This window comes from Endozoicomonas sp. Mp262 (assembly GCF_025643335.1).
GTDB lineage: Bacteria > Pseudomonadota > Gammaproteobacteria > Pseudomonadales > Endozoicomonadaceae > Endonucleibacter.
Map to the genome: position 1 here is coordinate 1,271,476 of NZ_CP092489.1, position 16,282 is coordinate 1,287,757.

Sequence of the window (16,282 nt, forward strand, 5' to 3'; positions counted from 1 at the left end):
AAGGTCTGGTTTAATTAAACCAGACCTTTATTTACGACAGGTATATTTTAACAAAAAGACATATGCATCCGTCGATAAACCGGTGCCCATCGTCTTGAGCGAATCTTTTGCTCCATCTCGGAAATGTCACACTGTTCTGCCAGCCCCTCTTTCTGGGCCTGGGCGATATCACAGGTAACTTGCTGAATATGTTCCATCAGAGGAAGAAGGGGAGCGTCTGCATTTGTCAGTGCAGGGGATGACAGCGCCAGGGTTTCTACGGCAGCATCCAGCATACCGTCAGAGACGTTTTCAGCACCGGATGCCAGCACGCCCAAACCCAGCCCGGGGAAAATATAAATATTGTTACACTGGGCGATGGGGTAAGAACAGTCGTTAAGCAGTACAGGTTCAAAGGGGCTGCCAGTGGCAATCAGGACTCTGCCGTTGGTCCAGCGAACGATATCCTCTGGTAGCGCTTCAACCTGGCTTATGGGATTGGATAGAGGGAAGATAATAGGCCGCTCATGATTTTCAGCCATCTTTTCAATAATGGACTGGGTAAACAGCCCCGGCTGACCACTAACGCCGATAATGGCATCCGGCTTGCCATGGGTCACCACATCTTCCAGGGAGATGGTTTCACCGGCGGACCAACTTTCTACCAAACCATAATTATGGGTCAGTTTTTGCTGGAATGGGCGGAGTCCTTCCATGCGGTCGTGGAGTAGGCCATATCGGTCAACCATAAAAATTTTGGCCCGGGCTTCTTCTTCAGACAGCCCTTTAGCGGTCATAAGACGAACCAGCTGCTCTGCAATGCCACAGCCTGCCGATCCGGCTCCCAGGAATGCGATTTTCATATCCTCTATGGATTTACCGGCAACTTTACCTGCCGCTAACAGGGATGCCGCTGTTACCCCGGCTGTGCCCTGAATATCATCGTTAAAGCAGCAAAGTTGCTCACGGTATTTTTCCAGTAGCGGTGTGGCGTGAGTTATAGCGAAGTCTTCAAATTGCAGCAAAGCTTCTGGCCAGCGGCGTTTCAGTGCCTGGATAAAGAGATCCACAAACTCATAGTACTGATCATCGGTAATTCGCTGATGGCGCCAGCCCAGGTAATTAGGATCATCCAGTAGTTTTTGATTGTTTGTACCACAGTCCAACATGATAGGTAGCGTCTGGTTTGGAGAGATGCCACCTACCGCGCTGTACAGGGAGAGTTTACCAATACAAATGCCCATACCTCCGACGCCTTGATCCCCGAGACCGAGGATGCGTTCACCATCGGTGACCACAATAACTTCAATATTGCGCTTGAAGTTTGCCAACATGCAGCCAATCCGGTCGCGCTCAGGATAGGAAATATAAAGGCCTCTTGGACGACGGTATAAATCACTGTAACGTTGGCAGGCCTGGCCAACGATTGGGGTGTAGATAACCGGAAGCATTTCCTGAAGATGCCGTTGCACCAGAGCAAAAAACAGCGTTTCGTTGGTATCCTGAAGAGAGCGAAGGTAGATATGCTTCAGTATGGGGGTTGGTTTAACAGAAAAAGATTTATAAGCGCGTCGACATTGCTCTTCAAGGGACTCTACTTTGGGGGGTAGCAGGCCGTGTAGATCCAGTTCTGTTCTTTCTTCCATGGAGAATGCTGTACCTTTGTTTAGCAAAGCATTTTCCAGCAACAAGCGTCCGGTCAGGCCTGTATGAATACTGTTATCGTAATCGCGCATTATTTTTTCCTGGGAATATCCACATCCATTACCTGGGCTTTCCCGGGAATCCAGTGTACTCAGGCTTATAGAGACTTTTAAGCCGGCCCCTTTGACGCCTGACAACAACTATGAAGCTGGAAAGTGGTAGACAAAACACCAGGTAGAGGTGTGAATATGTGTCTGTACTTGATTTTAAAGGATAAGCCTTGACACATTGAGTATACAGACGGGGAAACCGAAATGCCCCTGAATAGAGAAGCAAGAGTGTTACTTAATGTGGGGTTTTCTACACAAACAGCCTGTTCAGGTAACAAAAAACAATTGTCGTACTGTTGGGTAAACAAACAGGTATTCTTCGGAAAGTACGTATACTGCTGCCTGTAGGGATATGTCAATAAGTTGGCACGCCCTTTGTACTATTAAAGCCAAAAATAAAAAAAATAACCATATAACAATAATAAAAAGCTAAAAGGTTCGGCCTATAACAATAATTCTAACGTGGTCGACGGCAAATAGATGGGTTTTCAGGGTGACTTTTTGCAGGGTCGCTACCAACAGGGACAGGCGAAGATTAATAATAATAAGACCACTGGAGTGGCGTAATTCTTCGACATCAGGGAAGATAATAAAGCAATTAACTGCACAGCCTGCAAACCCATCTGCTTGTTTTCTTATTTTTCAGAGAAAATGTATTTTTGCCTGATCTCTTCATCTTGTCATCAACTTCCTGTCATTCTCCACCAACCACCCATAGAAATATCTTGGCTATAATTTGTGTGTTTTTTGTATAAATGGTCTATAAAAAAACTGGCATCTTGATTATTCAGGTGCTTCTGAAGCTGAAGCATTGGTCAAAGTAAAATTAATGGCCAAAAGTATGAAATTCCCTTTTCTGGTATAAGGACTACCAGAAAATACGGTGACGGCTATGGTGCTGAGATGTGTTCTTCCAGCCTTGTGCTGTGTGGTTTGATGACGGCTTTAAGGCCGGCTGGAAAGCCAGGCAAATGCTCCCATATGCTGTTCCATGGTTTGTAAGGTGTTTACCCGGATCGTTGCGCCCGGGCAAATAATGTCAGTCTTGATTCAGGCTATGATGAAACGCCGAGCAAGCCAGGCTCCCAACTTTAAATAGATAACTTAACCCCAGAAAGGAACTATGACGGATATACAAACCCCCTGCTGTAATCATTTGCCAGACCTGACGGATGAACAGCATCACAGGCTCGCCTCTATTTTCAGGCTTCTGGGTGATGAAGGGCGCTTGCAGCTGGTACTGGCATGTATTGATACTCCCCAGCCTGTCACACATCTTGCCGAACTGGCGGGTATGTCACAGCCCCTGACCAGCCATCACCTGCGGCAATTGAGAGAGGCGCGGATACTTAAATCCAACCGGCATGGCAAGCAAGTTCTTTATGAGCTGGATGATCATCATATCAGGCATGTTGTCCTTGATCTTGCCAGCCACGTTTTAGAGCCTGAGGATAGGCCATCAGAGTAGCCGGTAGTGGTGGTATACAAACCATCAGGTTGACCCTGAATAAATATAAAACTATATTTATATAAGTTTTATTTTATAGGTGTGGCCATGAGTTGTTGTTCATCAAAAAAATCAACCTGTCATTATGATAGCTCCCCTACCCGGCCTGCCGATGAACTGCCTCTGGAGACGGGTGTAAATGCCACTACAGCTTCAGACAGTACAGAACCTGAAACGGTTATGCTGCAATGGACAGTGAGGGGAATGGATTGCCCCGGCTGTGCTGGAAAAATTGAAAAAGCGGTCAGCAACGTCAAGGGAACTCTTGAGGCTAAAGTGGCTTTTGCCACGGAGCGCCTGCTAATAAAGGCGGTGACTGACCCAGCCGTTGAAAAAAATATAAAACGGGTGGTTAAGGATGCCGGTTTTACATTGCTGGAAACCTCTGTATCTGGACAAAAAGAGTCATCACCCGATAGTTTCTGGCAATGCTATCGCTCGATTATTATCTTTGCTCTGCTGGTGACTGCGGCGGCTATTGCCTCAAAATTCTGGCCAGACTTTGATCGCCTGCTTTTCTCCGGAGCAACCCTGTGGGGATTGGCCCCTGTTGTTCAGAAAGCCTGGCGGCTCGCCCGCAATGGTTCCCCGTTCTCTATTGAAACCCTGATGGCCATAGCGGCAATGGGTGCGCTCTTCCTGGGAGAGACCGCTGAGGCGGCGATGGTGTTATTGCTGTTTATGCTGGGTGAGCATCTTGAGGCTTTTGCCGCAGGAAAGGCCCGGCAGGGTGTCCAAAAACTTATGGCATTGACACCTGATAAGGCCATCAAGATCAACCAGGATGGTAGTCGGCTGGAAGTTCTCGCAGCAACACTGATCCCCTCTGACCTTATTGAAGTGAGACCAGGAGAAAGGTTACCTGTAGATGGGGGGCTGGTAACACCCTCTGCAAGCTTTGACCAAAGTGCCCTGACCGGAGAGTCGGTTCCCGTGGAACACGAAACAGGCGGCAAGGTTCTGGCAGGTTCTCTGGTGGTTGATAAAGTGGTTCAGCTTAAAGTCCTTTCAGAGCCTGGAGACAGTGCGGTTGACAGGATCATTCGACTGATTGAAGAGGCAGAGGCCAGCAAGGCACCTATTGAACGGTTTATTGATCGTTTCAGCCGCTGGTATACCCCGGCTATGATAGGTCTGGCAATCTTAATCGCGGTGCTTCCTCCCCTGCTTATGGGATTATCCTGGAATGAGTGGATCTATAAGTCGTTAGCCTTGTTACTGATAGGTTGCCCCTGTGCGTTGGTTATTTCCACTCCGGCTGCCGTTACCTCTGCCCTGGCGACTGCATCGCGTACCGGAGCCCTGGTGAAAGGTGGTGCTGCCCTGGAGCAGCTGGGAAAAGTAAAAACCATTGCTTTTGATAAGACGGGTACGTTGACTCAAGGTAAGCCACAGGTCAGGCATACAAAAGTATTCAATGAACGCTATGATGCCAGTGGTCTGTTGGCTTTGGCTGCGGCAGTAGAAACAGGATCAACTCACCCATTGGCCAAGGCCATTTGTGAGGAAGCTTCTGGACGGGGTATCCCGATTCCTGAAGCGGATAACATTGAAGTCCTGGCAGGACTTGGGGTTCAAGGCCGGGTTGATGAGCAATGTATACAGATAGGGTCTCCCCGTCACCTGGAAGATAGCATTAAGGCACAGCCGGGAGCACAAGCGGCTTTGGTTAACCTGGAGCAGGAAGGTAATACCATGGCGGTTGTCACCGTCAATGGCTCCCTGTTGGGATTTATCGCATTGCGGGATAGCCTGAGGGATGATGCTGCGAAGGCCATTCAAGCGTTGAAAGGCATTGGCATTAGCAGTGTGATGCTAACAGGCGACAGTCCTGTGGCTGCCGCCGCCATTGCCCGGGAACTGGATATGGATTATCGGGCCGGACTGATGCCTGAGGATAAGTCCACTGCTGTGGTTGATCTTTCCCGGCAAGGCGCAGTGGCTATGGTCGGTGATGGCATTAATGATGCCCCTGCACTGAAAAGAGCCGACATTGGTATTGCCATGGGGGAAGGGACGGATGTTGCCCTGGAAACCGCTGACTGTGCCCTGACCCATAACCGGATTGTGGAGTTGGCTGATTTAATCAAACTGTCCAGGGCAACCCTGGCCAATATTCGCCAGAATGTCACCTTGGCTATCGGGTTGAAAGCCATTTTCCTGGTGACCAGTATTCTCGGTATTACGGGTTTGTGGATGGCTATATTGGCAGACACCGGAGCTACTGCATTAGTTACTGCAAACGCGTTAAGACTGTTGCGTCATAAGTCATAGCGGCTATTTTTCAAAGAGCGTAGTGCTTCCCTTTATACTAAAACTTCTACCTTTTTGGTCGACTCCTTGTTTATTAAGTCCATAGATTCATCAAGGAGAGCCGCGTGGCTAAAGGTGATAATTCCAGGAAAAATAAGCCGAAACGTGGCGCTAAAAAGGTTGAGACTAGCAAGTCCGGTACTTTTGGCCGGACTCCTGTATTGAATGTTGATGGGTTTAAAACCGCGGGGCTTTCCCGGAAAGATGAAGGAATTAAAGTAAAAGAGGTTGATGATTATCAGGTATTGGCAACAGAGAATGTTGACCCTGCCCTTGCTCAGGAAAAAGAACGAACGAAAGCCATTAAAAAGTTACTGGACAGTTTGCATCCCGGTTATCAGGTGCCTGAAGAAACCAGTTTTAGAGGGTTGGTTCTCTCAGGTAGAGATCTGGAACGTGTCAGGTTTGTAGATAACATTCTGAAAAACACAAAAATGAGGGAGTGTCAGTTAAGGAGCGCTGTATTTAAAAGCTGCGACCTGACAGGTGCTGACCTTCGGCGGGCTGACCTCACTGGTGCCATCTTTGATCACTGTAATCTCAATGGTGCAGACCTGCGGGGATGTGACCTCTCCAATGCCAGAATTGTGGATTGTAATCTTTTTGCCGTAAACCTTGATAACAGCAAGCTGGAACAGGCCGTGATCGATCACTGTTCAATGGGAGCCCAGAGTTTTCATAACAGCTCATGCAAGGGGATTAAACTGTTTAATAGCCAGGTTATCCATGGTTTCTTTGATAGCGCCGATATGGTGGGTGCCGAAATTCGCAATATGTTATTCCGTGATTGCACGCTCACCAATACCCACTTTGATAGCGCCATTCTGGATGAATGCTGTTTTCGTGCCTGTGACAGTATTCAGGAGGGTCCTGTTTTTTCCGGGTGTGAGATGAGTAATATAACCATGATGGATTGTGAGTTTGAGGACACCCAGCTGGTCAGCACCCATATTTCCCATAGCCGGATGGAAAGGGTCAATATGGCTTCAGCCCTTTTGGAAGGAGCGCTGTTTGATGATGTTGTGTTTGACGAAGGCTCCATAAGAGATTGTTATAGCCTGGAGGAAGCTCCTACTTTCAATCAGTGTACGCTGGAACACTTGCTTATTGAGGGCTCTGAACTGTGTAATGCCCACTTTAATAAGAGTTCATTTATTGGTGCGAGGATTATTGACAGTGACTTTGAGGCTTGGGAAATGAACCATACGGGGATGGATGGCAATACCATCATTGAGTCCTGTTATGGAGCCAGTTGAAAAGTAAACTCAAGGATCACTTTGGCTGACCAAAATATCCACCTGCTGATTTCTGCAAATAATAGTAAGCAAGACACCATGTTTACTGCCCTCTTCCGTTGTGATGACAAGATGTTCTGATAAACAGTTATTTTCCCTGAGATCAAAGATGGCGGGCTGATTTTTATCCAGTGAGTAGGTCCAGTAGCCGTTACTATTCACGATAAAGGTGCCATAAGTTCCTGTGACTGTTCCGGCAATCATTACAAGATGAGCCGAATCTTCTCCTTTGACGATCATATTGCCACTGGCTAAAACTGATGCCCCGTTATCAGCCGTGATATCAATCTCCATGGAAACATTCCGGCTGATCTCTTCTTCATGGTATGTGGGAGCTTCTCCTGCTTCGAGATAGCAGAGTTTAAAGAGTTGCCGGGGGCTATATTCGGCGGAGTAACAGGGAGAAAAAAAGAATTGTGCATTACCCCGGTCAGCAAAGTGCTCATCGGGCTTGAAGATAAGTCGTCCGGTTAACAGGTCAATCCGTGAGATTTCCTGGCCTGCTTGAGCACAAATGCGGTTATAAAGAATTCTGCCCACCGAAGGTAAGGTATTCAATTTAATATTTTTCAGCTTATCGACAGGTTTATCCGCCTGTTTGTTAAAATCTTCTAGATTGAAAATATAAGTGTCCAGGCTTGTTAAAAAAGCCTCATACTTTTGGTGTGGGGCAATATAGGTTGTTTTTTTTCCGGTTGTGGCTGAGTTGGGTGAGGCATCAGGACTTTCATCCGTAATAGTAGCCAACTCGTCAATGATGTGCCCAAGCTCGGTTTCAGCTTTAGGCTCAGGCTCGTTCTTCTGGAACAGTGCCTGCTCATCAGGTATCTGGTTGATCAGTCTTTCCAGCGCCTGCTCAGGAGAACTGTCGTCTTCTGCAAAGGCTGGAGTGTCCTCTTCCTGCTGAATACCTAATGTGGCTTCCAATAACTGGTCGGCTTCAGCGATGGCCTGATCAATGTCTTTTGATCTGTCTTGTCGGGATGGTTCATGATCAGCAGGGTTGGTGTTACTAAAACTAAATTTTGTTGTATTTTCTTCTCTCTGTGGTTGTGATTCTGATGGCGCTTTACTGGAGGTTGATTCAGACTCAAGATCTACAGCGTCTATTTGTTCATCTTCTGTTATCTCAGCCAGAGCCTGTTGGCCTAGTGATTCTTCACAGGCGGAGTGATCAAAAGGCTGGTCAGTTGTCAGTATGGCTTCATGAAGGATGGGAGGAGCATGCTCTTCTGTAGCCATAATGGTCATCATGGCCGTGTGTTTTGAATAAGGTCTATCGGGTTGGTTAATCCGGTACTCGTAATAAAGTTCTTCAGAATCACCCGGAGATAAATAGCCATAGTATTCAAGATCAATGGCTAACTGGTTACCATCAATTGAAAGACTGATGCCTCCTTCACTACCTGATAATAACTTTACATGCGAAACTTGGCTTCGGGCCATGACAGGGCCAGACAGGAAAGGCCTTAGCAGGTTGATAACGTGCTTGCCACTGGAGGTTTTCTCAACAGTGGCCTGAACCGTTGTAAGATGATTGTTATCAAGATTCATGGCAGCCCTTTTGCCATTGCTCCCGTCATTCATGTTAACGTGTTTATTGGGTGAAGGACAGGCTTTGCCAGGGATGCTGTGTTGCCTGGTGTATTGTTTTGGAGTCTTAACGCTCCGTCAGGGCATTTTGTTTGGCTCTTAGAATAGGCTTCAGCAGGTACTGCATCAGTGTTTTCTGGCCGGTGATGATGTCAACATTGGTATGCATGCCAGGAATAATTTCCAGAGGCTTTTCACTGCTGCCGAGGTGGTTTTTCTTGGTGCGGATTCTTACCACATAGAAACTCTCACCCTTCTCATCCTCTATGGTATCAGCACTGATATGTTCCAGGGTTCCTTCAAGGCCGCCGTAGATGGCAAAGTCATAGGCAGTCAGTTTCACCACCGACTTCATGCCCTTTCTCAGGAAACCAATATCTTTGGGGTTTATTTGAGCCTCTACCAGCAGGGAGTCCTCAATAGGTACAATTTCCATCATATCCATTCCAGGCTGTACCACACCGCCAATGGTGGTGATATTAATGGTTTTCACAATACCATCCAAAGGGGCTCTGACCAGTGTCCGGTTTACCTGGTCTTTCATACCGGCATGGGACTCGGTTAATTGACCCAGGTTAATCTCGGTTTCCTTTAACTCGTGAACCACTTCTTCCCGAAACTTCTGTCTTGTTTCCTCTTTTCGGGCTGCGGCTTCTTCATAGGCTGACTGAAGTTTTGGCAGGGATAATTCGGTGATGCGCTTTTCTGATTGAAGGTCGTTAACCTTCTGTTTTAACTGCAGCAATTCAACTTCAGACACTACGCCCTGGTCAGCCAGTGGAGCCGTCAGCTCCAGCTCTTTAGCGCCCAGCTCATAGCTGGTGGTCAGGAACTCAACCTTTGCCTTTGCTGACAGTAGCTCATTTTGAGCCTGGTCAACCTGTTTGTTGACGATATCCAGTTCAGCGTTAAGGGTTGCGGAGCGTTGCTCATAAACGTCTTTTTCCCGGCTGGTATATTGTGGGTAATCTTTCAGCTCTTTAGAGAAGGTGAGCTTTTCACCTGATAGTTCAGCCCTTAGCCTTGCTGCTTTTGCCAGCTCACCGTAATACTCCACAGCACTTTCCCGATAGGACGATTGAAAACGGGTATCATCCAGTTGCAACAGCGGCTGGCCAGACTTTACCTGTTGTCCTTCTTTTACATAGAGCTCCTTAAGTATTCCACCTTCAAGGTTCTGGATAACCTGTAAATGGGATGATGGCACAACACTGCCCGTTCCCCGGGTTATTTCATCCAGTGGTGCAAAGCTGGCCCAGACAATAGAGCAACCCAGGGCCATTAACATGGTATAAATCAGCAGACGGCCGCCTTTAGGGGTTTTTATAAGAACAGCGGCACTGGTATCAGACATAAATTCCAGGTCTTCGGCCTTGGCATTTTCCTGTATGTCATCGAGTCCCGTGAGTTCTTGCCGTAACTTGCGAATTTCTGTGGGTAATTCGCGAAGCCATTGGTAAAAAGCTCCAGCTTGCCGGGGCAAATAAAAAAAGAAGGAATAAAATCTGGCTTGCCAGCCTGGCTGCTCCTGTTCTGATTCCTCCTGCTCTGGAGTTGAAGCCGGAATGTTTTCATCCAGAACTGGCTGACTGTTTTCTTCCTGTGGCTGGTCATCCTTGAAATTGTTCATTTTCCAGTCCTAGTCAATCTTAAGCTTGCCCTGCTTGAGCGCAGCGTGAACCTGATCCTTGGGGCCATCGGCTACCACTCGTCCGTTATCCATGACAATGAGTCGCTCAACCAATTCAAGCATTGATGCTTTATGGGTGACCAAAATAAGCGTTTTATCTTTACTGCGTTCACTGAGTTGCTGTTTCATCCGTAATTCTGTGGTGTTATCCATGGAGCTGGAAGGTTCATCCAGTACCAGGATGGGTGGATCCATCAATAACGCCCGGGCCATGGCAATACTTTGCCGTTGACCGCCCGACAGGTTTTGACCCCGTTCACCCACGTTCATATCCAAACCCTGGGGATGCTTATTGGCGAACTCTGTGACACCGGCCATTTCTGCGGCTTTCAGCAGCAGGGCATCATCAACATAGCTGGCTCCCAGGGTTATATTCTCTTTGATGCTGCCGTAAAACAGGGTGATGTCCTGGGATACGCAGCCAATGCAACGACGCAGGTCAGTGGGGTTGATTTGTCTTAGGTCTACACCGTCTACCCTGATGGCACCAGCCTCTGGTTCATAAAGGCCCAGGATCAGTTTTTCCATAGTGGTTTTACCGGAACCGATACGGCCGATAATGGCCACTTTCTCTCCGGCTTTAATATTGAGGGAAATATCCCTTAAGGCATGGATTTCCTGTTCGGGGTATTTGAAGTCAACGGCATCAAACTCCAGGTTTCCTTTTAATTCCGGGCGATGGACATAATCACGGTCGGCAGGCCTTTCCAACGGCATTGCCATAACCTGGTTAAGCCCGTCCAGGGCTGATGTGGCCTGATTATAGCGAGTGGCCAAACCAGCTACTTGTGCCATAGGTGCAAGGCAGCGGCCGGAGAGCATAACTGAAGCGATCAGCCCTCCCATACTCAGTTCACCTTCAGTGATCAGATAAACGCCGGTAATCACCATGCCGATATTGGCCAGCTGCTGGATGTAGGCACTGAATGTGGAGGCTGAAGCACTCAGTAATTTGGTTTTTATTCCCCAGGTTGCAATATGGCCTACCACCTTTTCCCACTTGTGTTGAACTTCTCCTTCAGCCTGGGCTATTTTCAGGGCTTCCATACCAGAAAGGCTTTCAATTAAAGTGGCACTCTTTTGGGTGCTGGAGCGAAGTGTCTTTTCAACGGAGCTTTTTAATGGTGCCTGGATAGCATAACTGTAGATACCGATCAGGATCATACCCACTAAGGGAATAATGGCCACCGGGCCTCCCAGAATAAAGATGACAAAGAGAATTATTACGGTAAATGGCAAGTCAACCAGTGCTGTGACGGTTGAAGAGGTTATAAATTCCCGGATGCTTTCAAATTCCTGAAGATTTTTCGCAAAAGAACCCACGGATTGAGGCCGTGCTGACATACTCAACCCCATAACCCTTTCCATTATTCGTGCAGAAAGCAGTATGTCTGATTTCTTTCCCGCTAAATCAATAAAATAACCTCGAACTATTTTGAGAATAAAATCAAAAGAGAAAACAATAAAAGCACCGAGAGCCAAAACCCAAAGGGTATCAAATGCCTGGTTGGGAACAACCCTGTCATAAACATTCATAGTGAATAACGGGCTGGCAATAACAAAGATATTAATTAACAGGGAGGCCAGAATAACATCCCGGTAAATTCTCCACGATCCCAGAATGGTTCCCCAAAACCAATGTCGGGAGCGAACATTTAAGCTTTGGGGGGAGCGCTGGTCGTAACGGTGTTTTTCCCTGATATAAATGGCATAACCGGTATAATGGTTAGCCAGTTGTTGAAGGGAAACTACTTTAACACCATCACCACTGTCAGGCATAATAATGCCTGCCGTTCCTTTATCATGATTGATATCAACTAAAATGCAGGCTTTTTTATTTTTCAGGAGAAGAACAGCGGGAACAATTAAAGACGATATATTTTCCAGATCCCTGGGATTAAGCTTTGCTGATAAACCAGCCCGTTCCGCAGCTCTGATAAAAAGATCCGGTGTTAATTTACCTTTTTCCAATGGTAATCCGGAAACCAGTGATTCCGGTGAATAGGGATTGCCATAATAGCGGGTTAAAACTGCCAGGCTAATTAATAGCGGGTCTTTTTCTGTACGGTTATGATCGGGAATATCCCAGGTATCATCATTAATAGTTGAGTCCATGATAACCTTCTGATTATCTATACCGTACAGCGGAAACGGAGTGATTTAATTTAAAAGCCACATTAAATCGATAGAACAAAATATATAACACTTATAAGGTAATTATATTTTTAATGTTAGTTTAGAATTTTGATCTTGAAAGAGATAGAAAAAGAAGTGAATGGTTTTTTGATTAAGGTATTTTTTATTTCAGATTTATTTGTCAATAAATAGGCAATAAAAAATGATTGATTAATGAAGGAAGGTATTCGACGGTTATTCACCATCGAATACCTCCTTTTGAATGCGAGTGATACCGATATGGCGAACATCGGTGCCTTTTACAAGATAAATGACATATTCTGCAATATTACGGGCGTGATCACCTATTCGCTCAAGGGAACGCAATACCCACATAATATTCAGTACCCGTGTAATAGACCGGGGATCTTCCATCATGTAGGTGACCAGCTCTCGGGTTGCGCTTTGGTATTCCCGGTCAACTGCCTTGTCTTCCTTAGCCACAGCCAATGCCATATCAGCATCAAAGCGGGCAAAAGCATTAAGGGCATCCTGAACCATCTGGCGAACATGATGACCAATATGGCGGGTTTCGATATAGCCTCTGGGGGCTTCTCCCTGTTCACTCAGTTTGATGGCGAACCGTGCTATTTTGGCGGCTTCGTCACCAATGCGCTCAAGATCGGAAGAGGCTTTTGAGCAAGCAATCACCAAACGCAGGTCTGTAGCCGCAGGCTGTCTCCTGGCCAGAATCCGGGTACACTCTTCATCAATGGAGATTTCCATGAAATTAATATCGCTGTCTTGCTCGGACACCTTTTGAGCCTGTTCACTGTTTGCAGTAATCAGTGACTCAACAGCCTCTGAAACCTGTTTTTCAACCTGGCCTCCCATGGCCAGCAGGTTATTTCGCAAATCTTCCAGCTCAGCACTGAATTGCTGTGAAATATGAGGGGCAAAGGGATTGTTTCTGCTATCCATCAGCCATACCGTCCTGTGATGTAATCTTCAGTTTGCCTCTGGGTGGGGTTAGTGAACAGTGTATCGGTATCACCATACTCGATCAGCCTACCCATGTGCACAAAAGCGGTATAGTCAGAAACCCTGGCGGCCTGCTGCATGTTGTGGGTGACGATGGCAATGGTAAACCGTGACTTAAGGTTATTAATCAACTCTTCAATTTTCAGCGTGGAGATAGGGTCCAGCGCCGATGCAGGTTCATCAAGCAGCAGAACCTCTGGTTCCACAGCAATGGTTCTGGCAATGACCAGTCGCTGCTGTTGTCCGCCGGACATACCCAAGGCATTTTCATGGAGGCGGTCTTTCACTTCATCCCAGAGTGCTGCATTTCGAAGGGCCCACTCAACTGCATCATCCAGTACCCGCTTTTTATTAATGCCCTGAATGCGAAGTCCGTAAGCGACATTTTCATAAACGGTTTTAGGAAAGGGGTTAGGCTTCTGGAAAACCATGCCCACCCGTCGGCGGAGGTCTGCAACATTGATGGATTTGTCGTAGATATTGGTGTTGTCCAGATAAATGGCTCCCTGGACTTCACAGCCCTCCACCAAATCGTTCATACGATTCATGGTGCGTAGTAGCGTTGATTTACCGCAGCCTGAAGGGCCGATAAAAGCGGTTACGCGGCGCTTGGGAATTTTCATGGAAATATCAAACAAAGCCTGCTTTTTATTGTAATAAAGACTTAGTTTATGTACGTCCAGACAGGTTTCCTCTTCTTCCAGCCCCAGTTTCTGTCGGGTACGTCCGAGGCTTTCCAGATTAAATGCCGGGATATTGTTTTTCAGGGAGGAAGGCTTCTCTCTGTTTTCTGGTTTCACTTTCAAATCCAGCATCTCATTTTGCATGATTCACTCTCTCATTAAACTGTTTATTGAAGCTGGATGGAATGACCTATTTGTCAGGGATAAAAAATATTACTCGTTCCCAGGGTGTCGCGAAACCCAGTCCTGTAGATAAAAAGTAGAGTTTTTTACTCCTTTATTCACCACGGAGACACAAAGACACAGAGAAAAGCGTTTTTTTTATCATTTTTGCTCCTGATAAGGGACAAAACAAGAAAACTTTGTGCCTCTGTGTCTTTGTGGTTAAAACAAAGCATACTTTTGCGACAGCCTCTCCTCCCTGGGAATGCATACGGGAGTGACCATTCCCTATTCCCTATTCCCCCGAACCCTGAACCCCTAGACCTCCAGACTTTTATACTTTTCCCTCAGATGATTCCGGATGGCCACTGCTGACAAATTCAGGGCAGCAATAACCACAACCAGCAGCAATGCGGTTGCGTAAACCAAAGGCCTTGCAGCCTCTACATTGGGGCTTTGGAAGCCTACATCATAAATATGAAAGCCCAGGTGCATAAATTTCTGATCCAGGTGCAGGTAAGGAAAGTTTCCATCCACCGGTAAACCGGGGGCAAGTTTGACAACACCGACCAGCATCAGTGGCGCTACTTCTCCCGCGGCACGGGCAACCGCAAGAATCAGTCCAGTCATCATGGCCGGGCTGGCCATGGGTAGAACCACTCGCCACAATGTTTCTGCTTTAGTTGCACCCAGAGCCAAACTACCTTCGCGCACTGATGCCGGGATTCTGGAAAGTCCTTCTTCTGTGGCAACAATGACCACTGGCAGGGTTAATAGAGCCAGGGTGATTGAAGCCCAGAGCAGTCCGGGGGTTCCAAAGGTTGGTGATGGCAATGCTTCCGGGAAAAATAATAGATCAATTTTTCCTCCCAGAACGTAAATAAAAAAGCCCAGGCCAAAGACGCCATAAACAATAGAAGGTACGCCGGCTAAATTATTGACTGCAATTCTTATTGTGCGGGTCAGCCAGCCTTGCCGTGCATATTCCCGGAGATAGACGGCAGCTACCACGCCAAACGGGGTGACAATGATGGACATGAGAATAACCATCATGACAGTACCAAAAATAGCCGGAAATACGCCCCCTTCGGTATTGGCTTCCCTTGGATCAGCCGTAATAAATTCATGAACCTTATCAAAGTAAAAATCCATTTTATCCAGTAAGGACATATCATTGGGGTGATAAGCTCTGATAATTTTACTGATGGGCAACTCCGTTGCTTTGCCATCCACTGTCCTAAGGGTAAGGCTGTCCCTGTTGAAAGCGTGATACAGTTTTTGTAATTGGATTTCCAGTCTACGATAGCGGGTATTTAGCTCGCTTTTTCTGGCAGCTAAATCAGCCAGGGCGGCAGGATTCCGGGTATTGTTTAGTTCCATCTTTCGAGACTTGAGACGGAGCTGTTCAAGACCGGCATTGATTGCACCAATCTCATGTTTTTCTATGTCATAAATGTCATCATAAATAGTGAGTGCCCGATTGACCCGGGTCTGAAGTTCTTGCCAAGCCTGGTCACCTTCGGCAATAATTTTTCCGTTTTCCTTTACGGAGTGAAGATAACCATAAAAGTTACCCCATTCCCTACGCTCCAGGGTCAACATGTTTTTTGGATAGTGGCCATTGTGCAGCCATGAGTTGATGACCCAGACAAAGTCAGTTCCAGTGATGTCTCTATTGCCTGTTTTGAGCAAGCTTCTGGTTAGGGTAGCACTGTCATTTTTAACCGGCAGTCCTGCGGCCTGCAGGCGGCTGACAGAAACATTTTCTTTGTCGGCTATTTCACCAGCTATCACCTGAGTGCTTTTACCGGGAATATTGTAATCCGTCACTAATACCTGTCCGGGCCAAAAATGCCCCAGGCCACGAATAGCAATTAGCCCTAGCAGGCCGAATACGAGAATAAGGCTAATAGCTACTGACCCAGCATTTAGCCAAATCCAGGGAGAACCACTTTTAAACCAGGCCTTCATATTTACCCATATCTATAAGTTGCCATACTGCAATATACGGGGCTATCAGGGAGCAATCTACTGCATGGGTATTATTAATTATCAATATGACAGTTTAATGACATCTGTTTTTGCTTTCAGATAAATAACGGATAAGTTTCAGTATTATGGCGAATAGCGATTATTCATAGTTAACTGCC

10 protein-coding genes are annotated in these 16,282 nt (G+C 46.8%); 3 read left to right on the plus strand and 7 right to left on the minus strand.

Annotated features, from left to right (window positions below):
- Window positions 1-47 precede the first annotated feature (47 nt).
- Window positions 48-1,715 (minus strand): NAD-dependent malic enzyme, encoded by a 1,668-nt coding sequence (locus MJ595_RS05610; RefSeq protein ID WP_263081485.1) that lies wholly within the window; start codon window positions 1,713-1,715, stop codon window positions 48-50.
- A 1,141-nt stretch (window positions 1,716-2,856) separates the two neighbouring features.
- Between MJ595_RS05610 and MJ595_RS05615 the strand changes: the two genes are divergently transcribed.
- The 3 genes from MJ595_RS05615 (at window position 2,857) to MJ595_RS05625 (ending at window position 6,809) form a co-directional block, all read left to right on the plus strand.
- A complete protein-coding gene (locus tag MJ595_RS05615) occupies window positions 2,857-3,201 on the plus strand; it encodes a metalloregulator ArsR/SmtB family transcription factor (protein WP_263081486.1) in 345 nt (114 codons plus the stop codon).
- 87 nt (window positions 3,202-3,288) lie between these two features.
- On the plus strand, window positions 3,289-5,514 hold the full coding sequence (locus MJ595_RS05620) for a zinc/cadmium/mercury/lead-transporting ATPase (protein WP_263081487.1): 2,226 nt from the start codon (window positions 3,289-3,291) through the stop codon (window positions 5,512-5,514).
- Window positions 5,515-5,618: 104 nt separating this feature from the next.
- The gene (locus MJ595_RS05625; protein ID WP_263081488.1) at window positions 5,619-6,809 is read left to right on the plus strand and encodes a pentapeptide repeat-containing protein; all 1,191 of its coding nucleotides are present in this window, start codon (window positions 5,619-5,621) and stop codon (window positions 6,807-6,809) included.
- Between the two features lie 9 nt (window positions 6,810-6,818).
- Here MJ595_RS05625 and MJ595_RS05630 read toward each other — a convergent pair whose 3' ends face one another.
- The 6 genes from MJ595_RS05630 to pstA all read right to left on the minus strand — a co-directional run bounded on the left by MJ595_RS05630 (window position 6,819) and on the right by pstA (window position 16,103).
- Window positions 6,819-8,435, minus strand: coding sequence for a VCBS domain-containing protein (locus MJ595_RS05630; protein ID WP_263081489.1), 1,617 nt, complete (start codon window positions 8,433-8,435; stop codon window positions 6,819-6,821).
- A gap of 73 nt (window positions 8,436-8,508) precedes the next feature.
- On the minus strand, window positions 8,509-10,071 hold the full coding sequence (locus tag MJ595_RS05635; RefSeq protein WP_263081490.1) for an HlyD family type I secretion periplasmic adaptor subunit: 1,563 nt from the start codon (window positions 10,069-10,071) through the stop codon (window positions 8,509-8,511).
- Between the two features lie 9 nt (window positions 10,072-10,080).
- Window positions 10,081-12,246, minus strand: a complete 2,166-nt coding sequence (locus tag MJ595_RS05640) for a type I secretion system permease/ATPase (protein WP_263081491.1) — start codon at window positions 12,244-12,246, stop codon at window positions 10,081-10,083.
- A 255-nt stretch (window positions 12,247-12,501) separates the two neighbouring features.
- Window positions 12,502-13,227 carry a phosphate signaling complex protein PhoU gene (gene phoU / locus MJ595_RS05645; protein WP_263081492.1) on the minus strand — a complete coding sequence of 242 codons (726 nt, stop codon included), beginning with the start codon at window positions 13,225-13,227 and terminating at the stop codon, window positions 12,502-12,504.
- A complete protein-coding gene (gene pstB, locus MJ595_RS05650; RefSeq protein ID WP_263322465.1) occupies window positions 13,227-13,997 on the minus strand; it encodes a phosphate ABC transporter ATP-binding protein PstB in 771 nt (256 codons plus the stop codon). Before pstB ends, phoU begins: the two co-directional genes overlap by 1 nt.
- A gap of 453 nt (window positions 13,998-14,450) precedes the next feature.
- The gene (pstA, locus tag MJ595_RS05655) at window positions 14,451-16,103 is read right to left on the minus strand and encodes a phosphate ABC transporter permease PstA (protein WP_263081493.1); all 1,653 of its coding nucleotides are present in this window, start codon (window positions 16,101-16,103) and stop codon (window positions 14,451-14,453) included.
- Window positions 16,104-16,282 lie beyond the last annotated feature (179 nt).